Here is a 17,378-nt window from a genome sequence, read left to right on the forward strand (position 1 = left end):
GCCTGGGATAGCTCGTCGAAAAGATGTCGGATTATCCGGGGCTCTCCCCCGATGGTCGGCTTTCAGCGCGTCTCAAACTTGCCGAGGCTCTCCCCCGGCTGGTCTCATGCTCGAAACAGTGTCGTTTGCTGCCGCGAACTTGACGAAGATAAGCAAGCTTTAGCAGAGTGTCGAGCCATTGTTTGCTGGCGGCCCGTTCCCACCTTCGCCCGGATTACTGCAAAATCATGACCAAATGGATTGGCTATTTCGGCCTGCTGCTCCTGGCGCTGCTCTGGGGCACGATGGTACCTGCCGTGGCGCATCTCCTCCATATTTGGGATCCCTATTTCCTGGCAGCCTTCCGTTATGTGGGCGCCGTGCCGCTGATGTGGGTGGCGCTTTCTCTGATCGACCGGCGCAAGGCACCGCCGGCATCGGGCGCCGCGGTTACGCGCCCGGGTTGGCGCATCTGGCCGCTGGGAATCATCGGTATCGGTATCTATTCGGCGCTCTATACGGTGGGCGTGCAGCATTGCCATCCGGTGACGGCGGCGATCCTCAGTGCCACCAGCCCGGCTGTCGCGGCGATCGTCGATCTCGTCGTCTTCCGCGTGCCGCTCGATAAGCGCATGCTGCCCGCCATCCTGCTCGCCATCATCGGCGGTGCGCTGGCGACGGTGCATTTCGGGGCCGGCGACATGTTCGATTTCCGCGGCGGCGAGATCCTGATCGTGACCGCCTTCGCCTGCTGGTCCTGGTATTCGACGGCGGCCCAGCGCTGGTGCCGCGGCTGGAGCCAGTTGCGCATCACCACCACGACGATGACCACCGGCGGCGCCGGCCTCATTGTGATCTATCTGGTCGCGGCGGCCTTAGGTGCTGCTATCCTGCCGCCACCCATGGCGACCGATCCGGTTGATTGGCTGGTGCTCGCCTGGGTCACCGTCGTGCTGGTGGCCTTTGGCGTCTATCTGTGGAATTTCGGCGTGAAGCGCACCGGCGTGGTGGTGGCCAGCCTCTATCTCAATCTGGTGCCCGTGGTGGCGATTGGCATTTTTGCACTTTCCGGCACGCTGCCCACCTGGCCGCAGATTCTGGGGGGCGTGCTGGTGATCCTGGGCGTGCTAATGTCGGAACTGCAATTGCTGAAGGCGAAGAAAATGGATCCGGCGCTCAATGCCGCGCAGCCTTCCTGAACGGAGGAAAATCATGGCCGACGTGAAACACTACAAGCGTAGCGAAATGACATTCGAGACCTATGGCGGCCCGCCGGGCACGGCCGAGATCAGCCGCCTGGTGGGGCCTGACGTCTCGCATACGATGGGCGTCGGCCTTGCTAAATTCGACGGCTGCTCGATCGAATGGACCGTGCTCTATGACGAGATGATCATCGTCATCGAAGGCTGGTTCCGCCTGAAGCATCCGGGCGGCGTCATCGAAGCCGGTCCCGGCGATGTGATCTGGCTCCCGGAAAAGACGCCGATCACCTATGAGGGCGAAAAGGCCATCGTCTGCTACGCGCTCTATCCGGTGGATTGGAAGAAGCGGCATAATTTGTGAGGACCACTCTACCAGTGTAAATTTGTCATCCCCGCGAAGGCGGGGATCCACGACTTACTTTCTTCGATGGCAAGCGAACTCGTGGATGGTCGGCCTTCGCCGACCATGACAAGAATTTTAGATTTCCCTACCCACTCATCTTCTCCACCAGCCGTTCCAGGAACGCCTCGCATTGCGCGATCTGGTCTAGGGTGACCCATTCATTGGGCTTGTGCGCTTGTTCGATCGAGCCGGGGCCGCAGATCACGGTCGGGATGTCGATCTGCTGGATGAGGCCGCCTTCGGTGCCGAAGGCGATCTTGATCGTGTCGTTGGTCTTGGCGAGCGCCTTGGCGATCACCGTGATCTCGGCATCCTCGGCGGTGTCGAGGCCGGGGAAGGCCGAGATGGGCTCCCAGGAGAAACCGCTCTCGCCGCTGATCGCACGCATTTCCTTGGCGAGTTCCTCATCGGCGAAGCGCTTTACTTCGGCCACCAGATCGTCGGGGCTCTGGGCCGGAAGATAACGGAACTCGAAATCGAAGCTGCAATCCTTCGGCACGATGTTGAGCGCGGTGCCGCCTTTGACGATGCCGGTATGAACGGTCGTGTGCGGCACGTCGTAATCGGGGTCGAAGGGGCCTTCCTTGGCGAAACGCCGCCCCATGCGCTTCAGATAGCCGATCACTTCGGCGGCGTATTCCACCGCATTGACGCCCTGGGGTGCCAGCGACGAATGGCATTCCAGGCCGTGGACATGGCAGCGCAGGCTCTTTTTGCCCTTATGCGCGATGGCGACCTTCATCGAGGTGGGCTCGCCGATGATGCAGCCCCGGGGTTTCACCGGAAAGTCCTTGATGATCTCCAATGCCCGTCGCACGCCGACGCATCCCACTTCCTCATCATAGGAGAAGAGAAGATGTACCGGCGTGGTGAGCTCGCGCTTGGCAAGCTCGGGCACGGCGGTGAGCACGACGCCGACGAAGCCCTTCATGTCGGTGGTGCCGCGGCCATAGAGGCGGCCGTCTGATTCCTTCACTTTCCAGGGATCGCTTGCCCAATCCTGGCCGTCCACGGGGACCACATCGGTATGGCCGGAAAGCGCATAGCCGGCCCTGTCATCAGGACCGATCGTTGCGTAGAGATTGGCCTTCTTGCCGGTCTCGTCCTTCATCAACTGGCTCTTGATGCCGAAGCCGTCGAGGTAATCCTGGACAAAGGCGATAAGGTCGAGATTGGAATTGCGGCTGGTGGTATCGAAGGCCACCAGGCGGCGGATCATCTCCAGACTCTCGGGGCGCGGGGCCAAGATGGTAACTCCTATTGACGGGTCCGTCCGGAGAGCATACCGGGGAGGCTGATAATGGCAAGGCGAGGCGAAAAGTTTGTCGGCGCAGGAAAAGCATCTGACGGTGAAACATCTGCCCGGCATTCTCGTGCGATACGAGCCGGTGCCGGCGATTGTTCCTGCGCCAGTGGTCTTCGATTCACCCCATAGCGGGTATGCCTATCCGGAGGATTTCGATCATGTCGTGCCGCGCGACATGCTGCGCCGTGCCGAGGATGCCTTCGTCGACGATCTATATGAGGCCGCCCCCGGTTCCGGTGCCGGATTCCTGAAGGCCCTGTTTCCGCGCGCCTATATCGACCCCAACCGGCATGAGGACGAGATCGATAGCGGTATGCTGGAAGGCCCCTGGCCGCGCCCGATCCGCGCCAGCGAAAAGGCGGAAATGGGCCTCGGGCTGGTGCGGCGCCTGATCAAGGGCCGGGTCGAGATCTATGACCGGCCGCTGCGGGTGGATGAGGTGATGGCGCGGATCGACAGCTATCACCGGCCCTATCATGCTGAGCTTGAAACTATGCTCGACGAACGCCTCGCGCGCTTCGGCGCGGTCTGGCACGTGAACTGCCATTCCATGCGCACCACGGGACGGCATCAGGGCAAGAGCATCCCGCGAGACGATTTCGTCCTCGGCGACCGGGAGGGGGCGAGCTGCGATCCGGCCTTCACCGAATTCGTGGCGGCCCGCTTGCGTGCGCTGGGCTATTCGGTCCAGCTCAACCACCCCTTCAAGGGCGCGGAACTGATCGAACGTTTCGGCCGACCGCTGGCGGGGCGGCATTCGCTGCAGATCGAGGTCAATCGCGGCCTCTATATGGATGAGGACCGCATCGAGAAGCATCAGGGCTTCGGTGGCCTGAAGGCGGATATCGAACGCCTGATCGCCGATATCTGCGCCTTCGCACTGGGGCAGGTTAAGGGCTAGCGCGTCGCTCTTTGTCATGGTCCGCGAAGGCGGACCATCCACGAGTTTCAGCGAGACTGATGAAAGAAACTCGTGGATCCCCCGCCTTCGCGGGGGATGACAGCTGGAATGGGGCCTCTAAGCCTGAAACTGCTCCTGCAAAATCCGCTCTTCCAGATGATGTTCCGGGTCGAACAGCAGGTTGAGTGCGATGCTGGGGTCCTGGCGGACGGTGACTTCGGTCACTTCCCGGACTTCGTTGTAATCGGCCGTGGCGCTGACCGGGCGGCGGCTCGGCTCGCGGATGATGAAGCGCAGTTTCGCGCGTTGCGGCAGGATGGCCCCGCGCCAGCGCCGCGGCCGGAACGGACTGATCGGGGTCAAAGCGAGGACTGCGGAGGAGAGCGGCAGGATCGGGCCATGGGCCGAGAGGTTGTAGGCCGTGCTGCCGGCGGGCGTCGCCACGATGACGCCGTCGCAGACCAGTTCGCCCATGCGCTCCTTGCCGTCGATCTCCAGATTGATCTTGGCGGCCTGGGCGGATTCCCGCAGCAACGAGACCTCGTTGATGGCGACCAGTTTGTGTTCGATCCCGTCGCTGGTCTTGGCGATCATCTGCAAGGGGTGGAGGGTGACCTGCTCGGCCCGGGCGAGGCGTTCGGGGAGGCCCACGGCGTCATAGCGGTTCATGAGAAAGCCGACTGTGCCGCAATTCATGCCGAAGATCCGGACCGGGCGGTTCATGGTGTCGTGAAGGGCGCGCAACATGGTGCCGTCGCCGCCCAGCACCACGATCACTTCGGCATTCTCGTCGCCGGCGCCATAGCGGGCGGTGAGATCGGCCAGGGCAGCTTGGGCATCCGGTGATTCGGCCGCCACGAAAGCGATGCTCGGAATGCTCAAGACGGTAATTCCCCCTGCCCATGTTCATGAATGGCGGGCGCAGTATAGCCACTGCCCGAATAAGTCACTAGTGGGGCGCTTGCCAAAGTGCTTTTGACACAGCACTCTAGGCCGATAGCGGGGAATGTGGGGGATCACATGCGATTGGCGGGTTTCACCGGATTGATGATGGGGTTGTTGGTCTGTGCCGGCCCCCTGTCGGCGCAGGAGACGGCGCCGGAGACGATGGCTCCGGATGCCATCGCCCTTGAGCAATTCGAGGATGAATCCGGCGATCTGCACGAGGGCTATTACTACCCGACGCCGCAGACAATCGAGCATTACACCAGCCGCGTCGTCACCCTGCCGGAGAGCGATGAAATCCGCCGCCAGGGCTTTGTCATCGGCATGGCGCGCCAGCAGATGGCGGCGCAATACACGCCCGATTATGCGATCTTCGCCAAGGGCGACGATTCACAAAAACTGATCATCACGGGCCTGCGCGACGGCTCGCTCGACACGATCTACCGGGCGCGGGCGCTCTTTGCCAGCATGACCTTGATCGCGCGCTCGACGCCGTTCTTCCAGAAGAACACTCAGCCGGAAGAAGCGACGTTCTTCGATCTTCTGAAACTGCTGGGCTTCACCCAGGTCACCATCTCGGACGGCAAGGAATTCTGCCACCAGGTGATTATCGATTGAGGGGTTCTCTCAGTTGTCATCCCCCGCGAAGGCGGGGGATCCATGAGTTACTTTCTTCAGTTTTATGCAAACTCGTGGATGGCCCGCCTTCGCGGGCCATGACAACGACGCATTACCCGCCCGTCACACTCATATGCCGTTCGACCGCGGGGCCTGTATGGCGGCGGTCGATGATGAAATCGTGGCCCTTGGGCTTCCGGGTGATCGCTTCGCGGATGGCGGCCACCAGAACCTCGTCCGACTCGCTCTGGCGCAAGGGTGCACGGAGGTCGGCGGCATCGTCCTGCCCCAGGCACATATAGAGCGTCCCCGTGCAGGTCAGGCGCACGCGGTTGCAGGATTCGCAGAAATTATGGGTAAGCGGGGTGATGAAGCCCACGCGCTGACCGGTCTCGGCCAGGGTCACATAGCGGGCAGGGCCGCCGCTCCGGTGGTCGTTCTCGATGAGCGTCCAGCGCTGGGCGAGATGGCTGCGCAACAATGAGATCGGGTAGAACTGGTCCAGCCGGTTCTCGCCGCCGATATCGCCCATGGGCATCACTTCGATGAAGGTGATGTCGTGGCCGTTTTCGCCGCACCATTCGATCAGGTGATAAAATTCGTCGTCATTGACGCCCTTGAGCGCCACCGTGTTGAGCTTCACCCGGATGCCCGCATCCTTGGCCGCCTGGATGCCGTCGAGCACGGGGCCGAGCTTGCCCCAGCGGGTGATGCGGGTGAATTTCTCGGGATCGAGAGAATCGATCGAGACATTGACTCGCTTCACCCCGCAATCGGCGAGTTCCCGGGCGTACTTCCCGAGCTGGCTGCCATTGGTGGTGAGGGTCAGTTCCTCGAGCGTCCCGGCCTCAAGGTGACGCGAAAGGTTCCGGATCAGCTGCATGATCCCCTTCCTCACCAGCGGCTCGCCGCCGGTCAGGCGCAGCTTCTTGACCCCCAGGGCCACGAAGGCACTGCACAGGCGGTCGAGTTCTTCCAGGCTGAGGATCTCGGCCTTGGGCAGGAAGGTCATGTCCTCGGCCATGCAATAGACGCAGCGGAAGTCGCAGCGATCCGTGACGGAGACGCGCAAATAGGAGATATGGCGACCGAAGGGGTCGATCATGGGCGGTTTGACGGGCGTCTCGAGGCTGGTCATCCGTGGAATATAGGGGGCTTGCCGCCGATTTTCCTCCCCAAATCTTGGATGGGCTTTGAGCTATGCGCGGGAGCGAGGGGCCGCCCGCCCAAAACGGAGGCGAATCCGAGGCTAAAACGGGCTCAAATGCCTTGTTTTGCCTAGAAAAACTCTAAATAATCGCGTTTCGCGCCGCAACACAGCCAGTAGCCACGCATTTCGGGTTTTTGAGCATGCAGACCGCCAAAGATATTCGCCGCGTTTTCCTCGATTACTTCCGCAAGGAAGGGCACGAAATCGTGCCCTCGTCGCCGCTCGTCCCGCGCAACGACCCCACCTTGATGTTCGTGAATTCGGGCATGGTCCAGTTCAAGAACGTCTTCACGGGGCAGGAAAAACGCGATTACGTCCGCGCCTCGACCGCCCAGAAATGCGTCCGCGCCGGCGGCAAGCACAATGACCTCGAGAATGTCGGCTATACCGCCCGGCACCATACGTTCTTTGAAATGCTGGGGAATTTCAGCTTCGGCGATTATTTCAAGGAACGCGCGATCGAGCTCGCCTGGAACCTCATCACCAAGGAATACGGCCTCCCTAAGGACAAGCTGACCGTCACTGTCTTCATCGACGATGACGAAGCGCATGGCCTGTGGAAGAAGATCGCCGGCCTCTCGGATTCCAAGATCATCCGCATCGCGACCTCGGACAATTTCTGGGCCATGGGCGATACCGGCCCCTGCGGCCCCTGCTCGGAAATCTTCTACGACCATGGCGACAAGATCGCCGGTGGTCCCCCGGGCTCGCCGGATGCCGATGGCGACCGCTTCATCGAAATCTGGAACCTGGTCTTCATGCAATATGAGCAGGTCTCGAAGGAAGAGCGGGTGAGCCTGCCGCGCCCCTCGATCGATACCGGCATGGGGCTGGAGCGTCTCACCGCCGTGCTCCAGGGGAAGCACGACAATTACGACATCGATCTGATGCGCAATCTGATCGAAGCCTCGGCCCATGCCTCCAATACCGATCCGGATGGCCCGCTCAATGTCAGCCACCGGGTCATTGCCGACCATCTGCGCTCCAGCGCTTTCCTGGTGGCCGATGGCGTGATGCCGTCGAATGACGGGCGCGGCTATGTGCTCCGGCGCATCATGCGCCGGGCCATGCGCCATGCGCATCTCCTGGGCTGCAAGGATCCCTTGATGTGGAAGCTGGTCCCGGCGCTGGTTGCCGAAATGGGGCTGGCCTATCCGGAACTCGGCCGCGCCGAATCCGCGATCACCGAGACGCTGAAGCTGGAGGAGACGCGTTTCAAGCAGACGCTGGAAACCGGCCTTAAGGAACTGGAAGGTGCCATCGCCTCGAAGAGCGGCCTCACCAATGACGGCAAGCTTTCGGGCAGCGTCGCCTTTGCGCTCTCCGACAGCCGCGGCTTCCCGCTCGATCTCACCCAATCCATCCTGCGCGACAAGGGGATCGAAGTGGATGTCGAGGGGTTCAACGCCGAGCTCGAGAAGCAGCGCGAGCGCAGCCGCGCCGCCTGGTCGGGTTCAGGCGAGGCTGCCACGGAGAAGATCTGGTTCGAGATCCGCCAGCGCCTCGGCGCCACCGATTTCCTCGGCTATTCGACCGAGAAGGCGGAAGGGCAGATTCTCACTCTGGTCAAGGGCGGCCAGGAAGTCACGGAGGCGAAGACCGGCGACGAGGTCGCGATTGTTGCCAACCAGACGCCGTTCTATGGTGAATCCGGCGGCCAGATGGGCGATGCCGGCAAGCTGGTCACGGCGAGCGGCGCGGTGATTGACGTGACCGACACGCAGAAGAAGCTGGGCGATCTCCATGTCCATCTGGGCCGGGTCGTGAAGGGCAGCGTCAAGACCGGCGAGGCGGTCGAGATGCTGGTCGATCACGGGCGCCGCGCAGGGTTGCGGGCGCATCATTCAGCGACCCATCTGTTGCACGAGGCCTTGCGCCGCCGCCTGGGGACGCATGTCACCCAGAAGGGCTCACTGGTGGCGCCTGATCGCCTGCGCTTCGATTTCTCGCATACCAAGGGCATGACGCCCGAGGACATTGCCTGGGTCGAGCATGAAGTGAACAAGCGCATCCGCGCCAATGCCGATGTAGCCACAAAGCTGATGACGCCGGATGACGCCATCGCCGCCGGCGCCATGGCGCTCTTTGGCGAGAAGTATGGCGAGGAGGTGCGCGTCGTTTCCATGGGTGGCCGTGAAGAGGTTGAGCCCAAGGAATTCTCGACCGAGCTCTGCGGCGGCACCCATGTGCATCGCACCGGCGATATCGGATTCCTGAAGATCGTCTCTGAAGGCGCCGTCGGCGCGGGCCTGCGCCGGATCGAGGCGGTGACGGGTGCTGCGGCGGAAAACTTTGTGGCTGAACAGCAGAAGCAGCTCGCGGAAGCCGCTGCGGCGATCAAGGCATTGCCGCAGGAATTGCCGCAGCGCATCGTCAGTCTGCTGGAGGAGCGCAAGAAGCTGGAGCGGGAACTCGCCGAGGCGCGCAAGACCATCGCGACCGGCGGCTCGTCGGCGGCAGCCGAAGTGCAGGATGTTGGCGGTGTCAAGTTCTCCGGCCGTGTGCTGGAAGGCGTGCCGGCCAAGGAACTCAAAGGCATGGCGGACGAGTTGAAGAAGAAACTCGGCTCCGGTGTCGTGGCGCTCGTGGCGACCGCCGACGGCAAGGCCTCGATTGTGGTCGGTGTCACTGACGATCTCACCGGCCGCTTGAGTGCGGTCGACTTGGTGAAGGCCGCAAGTGCTGCGATCGGCGGGCAGGGCGGCGGCGGCCGGCCGGACATGGCGCAGGCGGGTGGTCCCGATGCGGGGCGCGCGCAGGACGCGGTGAGCGCCATCGAAGAGATGCTGCGCGGCCACGTGAAAGCGGCATGAGGTCCGGCGCGGCGGAGAGTTCATCAGCATGACCGCCGCCGCGATCGCCATCGTTCTCACCCTCACGGCCATCTGGGCCATGGGCACGCAGTTCCTGCTGCCCGGACGCCTCAAATGGCGCGTGGTGGGGCTTGCTTTGGCGTTGGGCGCCCTGTCGCCACTGCCGATCTTCCTGGCGCTCAATCTGCGCGATGCCTTCAGTTTCCCCGACAATCCCGGGCTCGGCGATGCGCTGGCGGCGAGCTTTCTGCTGGCGGCGCTGCCGGAGGAATTGGTCAAGGGCATCGCCGTCCTCATTGCCATCCTGCTGCTCAGGCATCTCTCGGTCTTTCATCAGGATGTCGATCAGGCGACCGCCTTCCGCTTGCCGATTCTCTGCGGGCTTGGTTTCGCCGCGGTCGAGAACGTGGCCTACAGCCTCAATGCGGGATTGGCCGAGATGGCCGGCAAGCAATTCGGCAACCCCTTGATGATCCCCTTCGCGCGGACCATCATGGCCAGCCTGCTGCATGCCTCGCTGGGCTGCCTGATGGGATATTTCCTGACGCGCTTCGTGACGAACGGCCGCCTCAACTGGCTAGCAGCGCTGGCCGGCTACGCCGCCGCAGTGATCGGCCATGCCGCGGTCAATTGGGGCCTCATCGCCGTGGTCTTCCAATTGGTCAAGGACGGGCACCAGATCGACGAGGTCGATCTTGCCGCGCTGGCGCCGCACATCATGCTGGCGGCGGTGTTGATTCCCAGCGTCATCGCGGCGGCGGTGATCTGCGTGGTGCTGATGCGCCGGCGATTGCGGCGGCAAGCGCTTCAGGCGATCCCGGCCTGAAGCGGGGGTGATCCATTCCCGTTTTCAGGCCGTAAAGCTCCGGTGATTCCATCCCGGAGATCTTCCATGAACCTGCATCGTCCCCTTGCCCTCACAGAAACCCTGACTGCCGAGCGCTCGCAGGCCTTGGCGCGCCGGCCCAGCAAGGCGGCGGCGGAAGAGGCGATCCGCACGATCATCGCCTATGCCGGGGACGACCCCGATCGCGAGGGCTTGCTGGGCACGCCGGAACGCGTGGCGCGCTCCTACGACGAATTTTATGCCGGCTATTTCGACGATCCGGTGGCGATCCTGCAGCGCACCTTCGAGGAGATCGAGGGCTATGACGAGCTTGTCCTTCTCAAGGACATCCCCTTTGTCAGCCACTGCGAGCATCATCTGGCGCCGATCGTCGGCCGCGCCCATGTCGGCTATCTGCCGAAAGCGCGCGTGGTGGGAATCAGCAAGCTCGCGCGGGTGGTCGAGGTCTATGCCCGCCGCATGCAAATCCAGGAAAAGATGACGGCGCAAATCGCCAACACCATCCAGCAGGTGCTGGAGCCACTGGGCGTCGGCGTCGTGATCGAGGCCGAGCACCATTGCATGACCACGCGCGGCGTCAACAAGCCGGGTGTCACCATGACGACGTCGACCTTGCTGGGCTCCTTCCGCGACAATCCGGAAACGCGCCGCGAATTCCAGCGCCTGATCGGGCGATAGAACATTGCGTTGACAGCTACCGGAGCCGCATTAAACTGCCTGCCGTTGTGACGCGGGGTGTCCGTTCTCGAAAGGGACGGGCTGAGATCATACCCGAAGAACCTGATCTGGATCATGCCAGCGAAGGGATCGTTGCACCGCCCGGCAAGCGGCTGATCTATTTCCCCTTGTCTGCTGGTGTTCCTCCCTTTCATGCGCGCAAGGGAGATACGACCGATGCCGACTTTACCGACCGAAGCCGATTTTGCCGATGCGCTAGGCGCCATCCGCGCGACGGCGCCACTCATCCACAATATGACCAATATCGTTGTGGCCAATGTCACGGCGAATGCGCTGCTCGCCATCGGTGCCTCGCCGGCGATGGTCGAGAATACCGAGGAGGCGGCCGAGCTTGCCGCCATTGCCGGTGCGGTGGTGGTCAATCTCGGCACTTTGTCGCCGGATTGGGCGGCGGCGATGCGCCTGGCGACCCAGCGGGCACAGCAGGAAGGGCGGCCCTGGCTGCTCGATCCGGTGGCGGTGGGGGCACTCGGCTATCGCACGCGATTGGCGGCGGACCTCATCGAACATGGCCCGGCCATCATCCGCGGCAATGCCTCCGAAATCGTGGCGCTGGCAGGCGAGGCATCGGGCGGCAAGGGCGTCGACAGTACGCTTGGATCGGACGCCGCCATCGATGCCGCGAAATCTCTGGCGCGGCGTTATCACACGGTGGTGGCGGTCAGCGGCGCAATCGATTACGTGACCGACGGATCGCGCCTTGCCGGCATTGCCAACGGCCATCCCATCATGACGCGTGTCACCGGCATGGGCTGCACGGCCAGCGCCATCTGCGGCGCCTATCTCGCCGTGCTCGAGGACCCGTTCATGGCGGCCGTGCAGGGCATGGCGGTAATGGGGGTCGTGGGCGAGATCGCACAAGGCATCTCGGCCGGCCCCGGCTCGTTTCAGGTGGCCTTCCTCGACACGCTTCACGGCATCGATGCCGGTCGATTGGCGCAGAGGGCGAGGCTGTCATGACCGCGTTCAATCCCGCGCTCTATCTCGTTGCCGATCAGCAATTCTGCCGGCAAGGCGGCATCGAGGCGATCGTGGCCGAGGCCATCGCTGGCGGTGTCACCATGGTGCAGTTGCGGGGCGATCGCCGCGATCTCCGGCAATTGCTGGCCGATGCCCAGGCCTTGCGCAGGGTGACGGCGAAGGCCGGCGTTGCCTTCGTCGTCAACGATCATCTGGACATCGCACTCGCCGCCAAGGCCGATGGCGTGCATGTGGGACAGGCCGACATGCCGGCGCCTTTCGCCCGGCAATTGCTGGGCAAGAACAAGATCGTCGGGCTCTCGGTCACCAATGCCGCGGAACTCGTGGGCATTGATCCGGCGCTGGTTGATTATGTCGGTCTCGGCCCGGTTTTCCCGACGCAATCGAAGATCGACGCGGCACCCGCTTTGGGGCTCGAAGGTTTCAGCGATCTCTGCCGCTACATCCCGCTGCCGGTCGTCGCCATCGGCGGCATCAAGCCCGAGAACGCGGCGGATGTCGTCGCAGCCGGCGCCGATGGCATCGCTGTGGTCTCGGCGATCTGCAGTGCCGCCGACCCGCGCGCGGCGGCGGCGGCGCTTGCGCAATCCATGGCGGGAGCGAAAAAATGATCCCCAATGTTCTCAGCATCGCCGGCAGCGATCCCAGCGGTGGGGCCGGCATTCAGGCGGACCTCAAGACCTTCTCGGCGCTTGGCTGCTATGGCGGCGCAGTACTGACGGCGCTCACCGCGCAGAACACGCGCGGCGTCTTGGGCGTCGAAACCGTTTCCGCCGGTTTCGTGGCGCAGCAGATCGACGCGGTGTTCGACGATCTTCGCATCGACGCGGTGAAGATCGGCATGCTGGCGAATGCCGCGATCATTGCGGCGGTGGCGGATTGTCTCCGGCGCTGGCAGCCGCGCTGGATCGTGCTAGATCCCGTCATGGTAGCCAAGAGCGGTCATCATCTGCTCGATGCGGACGCGGTCGACGCCCTGCGCCGCGACTTGCTGCCCTTGGCGAGCATCGCCACACCCAATTTGCCGGAAGCGGCGGTCCTGCTGGACATGGACGAGCCGGTCGATTGGGCCGGCATGGAGCGATTGGCCGATACCTGGCAGGCGCGCTTTGGTACAGCCTTGTTGCTCAAAGGTGGCCATCTCACCGGGGCAGCAAGTCCGGATCTGCTGGCCATTGATGCGTCGCGTCATCGCTTTGATGCGATCCGGATCGGCACCGGCAACACGCACGGGACCGGCTGCACCTTGTCATCGGCCATCGCCGCCTTGCTGCCGCGGCACGCCGATATCGCTGCGGCGGTCGGCGCGGCCAAGGCCTATCTCACCGGCGCCATCGCGGCGAGCGGCGAGCTCGACGTGGGCCATGGGCATGGACCGGTCCATCATTTTCACCAGCTCTGGAAGACGGGACATACATCATGAGCTCCTTCATCGCGACCGCGCGCCAGCAGAACGCCGATCTGCGCCAGGCCATCCACGCGCTGCCGTTCAACCGGGAACTGGGGCAGGGCGTGCTGCGCCAGGGCCGCTTCCAGCATTACCTTATCCAGGACGGTCTCTATCTCACCGATTATGCGCGGGCCCTGGCAGCGCTTGCGGCGAAGGCGCCTGATGCGCGGCTGATCGCCCAATTCGCCGAGAACGCGGCGGGCGCGGTGCATTTCGAGCAGGCGATGCAGCAGACCTATCTCGCACAATTCGGGATTGATGCCGCCACGGCGCAGGCCGCCGAACGCTCGCCGACCTGTCTCGGCTATACCAGCTTCTTGCTGGCCGAGTCCGTGACGGGTTCCTATGAAACCCTGCTCGCCGCCGTCCTGCCCTGTTTCAGTATCTACGCGGAAGTGGGCTTGGCAATCGCCGCCGATGCGGTGCCCGACAATCCCTATCAGGCCTGGATCGACACCTATGCCTCGGATGAATTCCAGGGCGCCGTGCGTGCGGCCGAGGCAGCGGCGGAGACGGCCTTTGCCCATGCTGGTTCGTTATGCCAGGCGCGAATGCTGGCGCTCTTTCAGCGCTCGGTCGAATTCGAATGGATGTTCTGGGACGCCGCCTACCGCCTGGAGACCTGGCCGACGGCGCAATATCGCTAAAAAAGAAAACGGGCGATGCGAGGGGTTCCCGCATCGCCCGTGAGACGTCGATTTACTTCGCGTCGGCGGCGACCTGGACTTTCACGATTTTGTCCGGGTTGGTGACGGCGCCGTTATTGGCTTCCGTGCCCGGCGTGATGCGGTCGACGAAATGCATGCCGTCGATCACCTGGCCCCAGATGGTGTATTTGCCGTCGAGGAACGGGGCGTCGCCGAAGCAGATGAAGAACTGGCTGTCGGCGCTGTTGGGGTCCTGCGCGCGGGCCATCGAGACGGTGCCGCGCACATGCTTCATGCTGCTGAACTCGGCCGGCAGGTTCTGGCCAGAGCCGCCCGTGCCGGTGCCCGTGGGATCGCCCATCTGCGCCATGAAGCCCGGGATGACGCGGTGGATCGGCGTGCCGTCGAAGAAGCCCTGGCGCGCCAGTTCCTTCATGCGGGCCACGGTCTGCGGCGCCACGTTCGGCAGCAATTCGATCACCACGCGGCCGTCCTTGAGGTCGAGGAAGAGCGTGTTCTCGGGATCGGCGGCAAAGCTTGGTGCGCTGGCGCCGATGAAGAGGGTCAGAGCCAGGAGGAGTCGTTTCAACATGATGATCAGCCCATCGCTTTCTTGAGGTTCTCGTCGAGCTTGTCGAGGAACTGGGTGGTGGTCAGCCATTTCTGGTCGGGGCTGATGAGAAGGGCGAGATCCTTGGTCATGAAACCGGATTCGACCGTGTCGACGCAGATCTTCTCGAGATTTTCGGCGAATTTCTGCAGCTCGGGCGTGTTGTCGAACTTGCCGCGATACCAGAGGCCGCGCGTCCAGGCATAGATCGAGGCAATGGGGTTGGTCGATGTTTCCTTGCCCTTCTGGTGCTCGCGGTAGTGACGCGTCACCGTGCCATGGGCGGCCTCGGCTTCCACCGTCTTGCCGTCCGGCGAGAGCAGGACCGAGGTCATGAGGCCCAGCGAGCCGAAGCCCTGTGCCACGGTATCCGATTGCACGTCGCCGTCATAGTTCTTGCAGGCCCAGACGAAACCACCGGACCATTTGAGGGCCGAGGCGACCATGTCGTCGATCAGGCGATGTTCGTAATGAATCTTCTTCGCCTTGAACTGATCGGCGAATTCCTTGTCATACACTTCCTGGAAGATGTCCATGAAACGGCCGTCATAGATCTTGAGGATCGTGTTCTTGGTCGAGAGATAGACCGGCCAGCCCAGCATCAGGCCGTAATTGAAGCAGGCACGGGCAAAGCCACGGATCGAATCGTCGAGGTTGTACATGCCCATGGCGACGCCGGCGCCGGGGAATTTGAAGATTTCCTTCTCGATCGGCGCGCCGCCGTCTTCCGGCACGAAGGTCATGGTGAGCCGGCCCTTGCCCGGCACGATGAAATCGGTGGCGCGGTATTGATCGCCGAAGGCATGGCGGCCGATGACGATCGGCTGCGTCCAGCCCGGGACCAAACGCGGCACGTTCTTGCAGATGATCGGCTGGCGGAACACGGTGCCGTCGAGGATGTTGCGGATGGTGCCGTTGGGCGACTTCCACATTGATTTGAGATTGAACTCCTTCACGCGGCCTTCGTCCGGCGTGATGGTCGCGCATTTGACGCCGACGCCATATTGCTTGATCGCGTTGGCGGCATCGATCGTGATCTGGTCGCCGGTCTTGTCGCGGCTTTCGACGCCGAGGTCGTAATACTTCAGGTCGATGTCGAGATAGGGCAGGATCAGCTTGTTCTTGATGAATGCCCAGATGATGCGAGTCATCTCATCGCCGTCGAGCTCGACGACCGGAGTCTTGACCTTGATCTTTGCCATGAAGCGATTGTCCTTCTGATAGAAGCGCCTAGCAGGCGGCGGAATGCCGGGAATGACGCAAAATCGGCGGCAGTCTAGTGGGTGGCCCGGCCGATTTGAAGGATTTTGCTAGGCCATTGTCGACAGATCTTGTGAGAAACCTTACTGACTCCTGACATTACAATTGTTATACAGGTGAGCCATCCGGGCGGGGAGGCGACAGAGAAACTATCGAGCGCATTACTATGGCCTATCTTCGGTTGCCGTTTTGTTCACCGTATAAACTGTTCTGGTCCCTCGGCCCCGCCAAAACCCCCGCTGCCATCATCCATAAATCCTACGCCAGATATGTCTGGCGGATGCATGGCAAAAGCGCCTGGCCGCGTATCGCTCTCTACAGCGTCACCTGGCCGGTGATGTTCGCCTATCTCTCCTGGAAGCATACAACCAAACTGGGGGACAAGGTCCGGGAGGTGTCCGGCAAGGGAAAACCGCGCCAGGTCTGGGAGCAATGGGTCGTTGCCTTCCGGCATTCGATCTCGCCGAAGAAATATTACGTGTTCGAGCTGTTCCGCCCCGAGCGCTATGCCAATGCCGGCGCCTATATCGCGCGCTACGAATTCAAGGGCGGCCTTCACAATCTGATCGAGTCGCGGATCGATCAGTCCAGCCGCCGTATCCTCAACAACAAGGCGGCCTTCTTCCTGCATTGCGAGAAGGCCGGTGTCACCACCATTCCCTCGTTCATGCTGGTGCATGACGACGGCCGCATCGAGCGACTGGCGACGTTCGAGGGCGATCTGCCGCCCGTCGACATTTTTTTCAAGCCGTTCCGCGGGCGCGGCGGCCGTGGCTGCGAACGCTGGCTGCGCCAGCCCGATGGCAGTTATGCCGATCAATATGACACGCGCAAATCACCCGCCGATTTGCTGGCCCATATCCGCGCCCAGGCCAAGATCGAACCGGTTATTGTGCAGCAGGCGCTGTTCGGCCACAGCGCGCTTCGTGACCTTTCCATCAACGTGCTCACAACCTGCCGTGTGATGTCGGTCAAGAACGAGAGCGGCGGCTATGAAGTGACCCATGCCGTCTTCAAATCCTCGACCCGGTCGGATTCCGTGGTCGATAATTTCCACAAGGGCGGCATTGTCAGCCGGGTGGATGTGACGAGCGGGAAGCTCGGCCCGGCCTCTGATGCAGGCACCAAGCAACCCTGCGTGTGGTTCGACAGGCATCCCACCACCGGGGCGATGATCGCCGGGCGTCAGTTGCCGTTCTGGCAGGAAACTAAGGAATTGCTCTGCCGCGGTCATGCCGCCTTCTCCGACCGCATCACGATCGGCTGGGATGTCGCCATCACCGATGACGGTCCGGTCATCGTGGAAGGCAATGTGCAATCGGGCTGCGACATGATCCAGCGCACGCATGACCTGCCGGCCGGTATCGGGCGCCTGGCGGAATGCTATGCGCACCATATCCAGATCGCCGAGCGCCAGCCGATCAGCGAGAGCTGGAAGGCACGCCGCGCGCGGGCGTAAGACCCGCGA

The 17,378-nt window shown here is 62.7% G+C and carries 17 protein-coding genes and 1 riboswitch; of the genes, 12 read left to right on the top strand and 5 right to left on the bottom strand.

Going from position 1 to position 17,378, the window contains the following annotated elements:
- Positions 1-227: 227 nt before the first annotated feature.
- Both ACE3PR_RS13700 and ACE3PR_RS13705 read left to right on the top strand, forming a co-directional pair.
- A complete protein-coding gene (locus ACE3PR_RS13700; protein ID WP_374372870.1) occupies positions 228-1,178 on the top strand; it encodes a DMT family transporter in 951 nt (316 codons plus the stop codon).
- Between the two features lie 13 nt (positions 1,179-1,191).
- Entirely contained in the window at positions 1,192-1,542 is a 351-nt protein-coding gene (locus ACE3PR_RS13705) for a hypothetical protein (RefSeq protein ID WP_374372873.1), read from the top strand.
- Positions 1,543-1,669: 127 nt separating this feature from the next.
- Here the strand turns inward: ACE3PR_RS13705 and argE are convergent, their stop codons facing one another.
- Positions 1,670-2,830: an acetylornithine deacetylase gene (gene argE / locus ACE3PR_RS13710; protein ID WP_374372876.1), complete on the bottom strand. Its 1,161-nt coding sequence runs from the start codon at positions 2,828-2,830 to the stop codon at positions 1,670-1,672.
- A gap of 76 nt (positions 2,831-2,906) precedes the next feature.
- On the opposite strand from argE, the gene ACE3PR_RS13715 reads away from it, so the two are divergent.
- On the top strand, positions 2,907-3,791 hold the full coding sequence (locus ACE3PR_RS13715; protein ID WP_374372878.1) for an N-formylglutamate amidohydrolase: 885 nt from the start codon (positions 2,907-2,909) through the stop codon (positions 3,789-3,791).
- 117 nt (positions 3,792-3,908) lie between these two features.
- Here the strand turns inward: ACE3PR_RS13715 and ACE3PR_RS13720 are convergent, their stop codons facing one another.
- Positions 3,909-4,673: an NAD kinase gene (locus ACE3PR_RS13720; protein ID WP_374372880.1), complete on the bottom strand. Its 765-nt coding sequence runs from the start codon at positions 4,671-4,673 to the stop codon at positions 3,909-3,911.
- Between the two features lie 138 nt (positions 4,674-4,811).
- On the opposite strand from ACE3PR_RS13720, the gene ACE3PR_RS13725 reads away from it, so the two are divergent.
- A complete protein-coding gene (locus tag ACE3PR_RS13725) occupies positions 4,812-5,354 on the top strand; it encodes a molybdopterin-guanine dinucleotide biosynthesis protein A (protein ID WP_374372882.1) in 543 nt (180 codons plus the stop codon).
- 112 nt (positions 5,355-5,466) lie between these two features.
- Here the strand turns inward: ACE3PR_RS13725 and moaA are convergent, their stop codons facing one another.
- Positions 5,467-6,459 carry a GTP 3',8-cyclase MoaA gene (gene moaA / locus ACE3PR_RS13730; protein ID WP_374372885.1) on the bottom strand — a complete coding sequence of 331 codons (993 nt, stop codon included), beginning with the start codon at positions 6,457-6,459 and terminating at the stop codon, positions 5,467-5,469.
- Positions 6,460-6,704: 245 nt separating this feature from the next.
- Between moaA and alaS the strand changes: the two genes are divergently transcribed.
- The 7 genes from alaS (at position 6,705) to ACE3PR_RS13765 (ending at position 14,040) form a co-directional block, all read left to right on the top strand.
- On the top strand, positions 6,705-9,377 hold the full coding sequence (gene alaS / locus ACE3PR_RS13735; protein ID WP_374372887.1) for an alanine--tRNA ligase: 2,673 nt from the start codon (positions 6,705-6,707) through the stop codon (positions 9,375-9,377).
- 28 nt (positions 9,378-9,405) lie between these two features.
- Positions 9,406-10,203 (top strand): PrsW family glutamic-type intramembrane protease, encoded by a 798-nt coding sequence (locus ACE3PR_RS13740; RefSeq protein ID WP_374372890.1) that lies wholly within the window; start codon positions 9,406-9,408, stop codon positions 10,201-10,203.
- A gap of 66 nt (positions 10,204-10,269) precedes the next feature.
- The gene (gene folE / locus ACE3PR_RS13745) at positions 10,270-10,902 is read left to right on the top strand and encodes a GTP cyclohydrolase I FolE (protein ID WP_374372892.1); all 633 of its coding nucleotides are present in this window, start codon (positions 10,270-10,272) and stop codon (positions 10,900-10,902) included.
- Between the two features lie 43 nt (positions 10,903-10,945).
- Positions 10,946-11,049: riboswitch (TPP riboswitch) on the top strand.
- A 69-nt stretch (positions 11,050-11,118) separates the two neighbouring features.
- A complete protein-coding gene (thiM, locus tag ACE3PR_RS13750; RefSeq protein WP_374372894.1) occupies positions 11,119-11,922 on the top strand; it encodes a hydroxyethylthiazole kinase in 804 nt (267 codons plus the stop codon).
- Positions 11,919-12,554 (top strand): thiamine phosphate synthase, encoded by a 636-nt coding sequence (gene thiE, locus ACE3PR_RS13755; protein ID WP_374372896.1) that lies wholly within the window; start codon positions 11,919-11,921, stop codon positions 12,552-12,554. The genes thiM and thiE overlap by 4 nt, the downstream gene beginning before the upstream one ends.
- Positions 12,551-13,366, top strand: coding sequence for a bifunctional hydroxymethylpyrimidine kinase/phosphomethylpyrimidine kinase (gene thiD / locus ACE3PR_RS13760; RefSeq protein WP_374372899.1), 816 nt, complete (start codon positions 12,551-12,553; stop codon positions 13,364-13,366). Before thiE ends, thiD begins: the two co-directional genes overlap by 4 nt.
- Positions 13,363-14,040: a TenA family protein gene (locus ACE3PR_RS13765; protein WP_374372901.1), complete on the top strand. Its 678-nt coding sequence runs from the start codon at positions 13,363-13,365 to the stop codon at positions 14,038-14,040. Before thiD ends, ACE3PR_RS13765 begins: the two co-directional genes overlap by 4 nt.
- Positions 14,041-14,092: 52 nt before the next feature.
- Here ACE3PR_RS13765 and ACE3PR_RS13770 read toward each other — a convergent pair whose 3' ends face one another.
- Both ACE3PR_RS13770 and ACE3PR_RS13775 read right to left on the bottom strand, forming a co-directional pair.
- Positions 14,093-14,632, bottom strand: coding sequence for a peptidylprolyl isomerase (locus ACE3PR_RS13770; protein WP_374372903.1), 540 nt, complete (start codon positions 14,630-14,632; stop codon positions 14,093-14,095).
- A gap of 5 nt (positions 14,633-14,637) precedes the next feature.
- The gene (locus ACE3PR_RS13775; RefSeq protein WP_374372905.1) at positions 14,638-15,852 is read right to left on the bottom strand and encodes an NADP-dependent isocitrate dehydrogenase; all 1,215 of its coding nucleotides are present in this window, start codon (positions 15,850-15,852) and stop codon (positions 14,638-14,640) included.
- Between the two features lie 338 nt (positions 15,853-16,190).
- On the opposite strand from ACE3PR_RS13775, the gene ACE3PR_RS13780 reads away from it, so the two are divergent.
- Entirely contained in the window at positions 16,191-17,369 is a 1,179-nt protein-coding gene (locus ACE3PR_RS13780) for a sugar-transfer associated ATP-grasp domain-containing protein (RefSeq protein WP_374372908.1), read from the top strand.
- Positions 17,370-17,378: the final 9 nt, after the last annotated feature.

The organism is Dongia sp. (assembly GCF_041909655.1).
GTDB lineage: Bacteria > Pseudomonadota > Alphaproteobacteria > Dongiales > Dongiaceae > Dongia.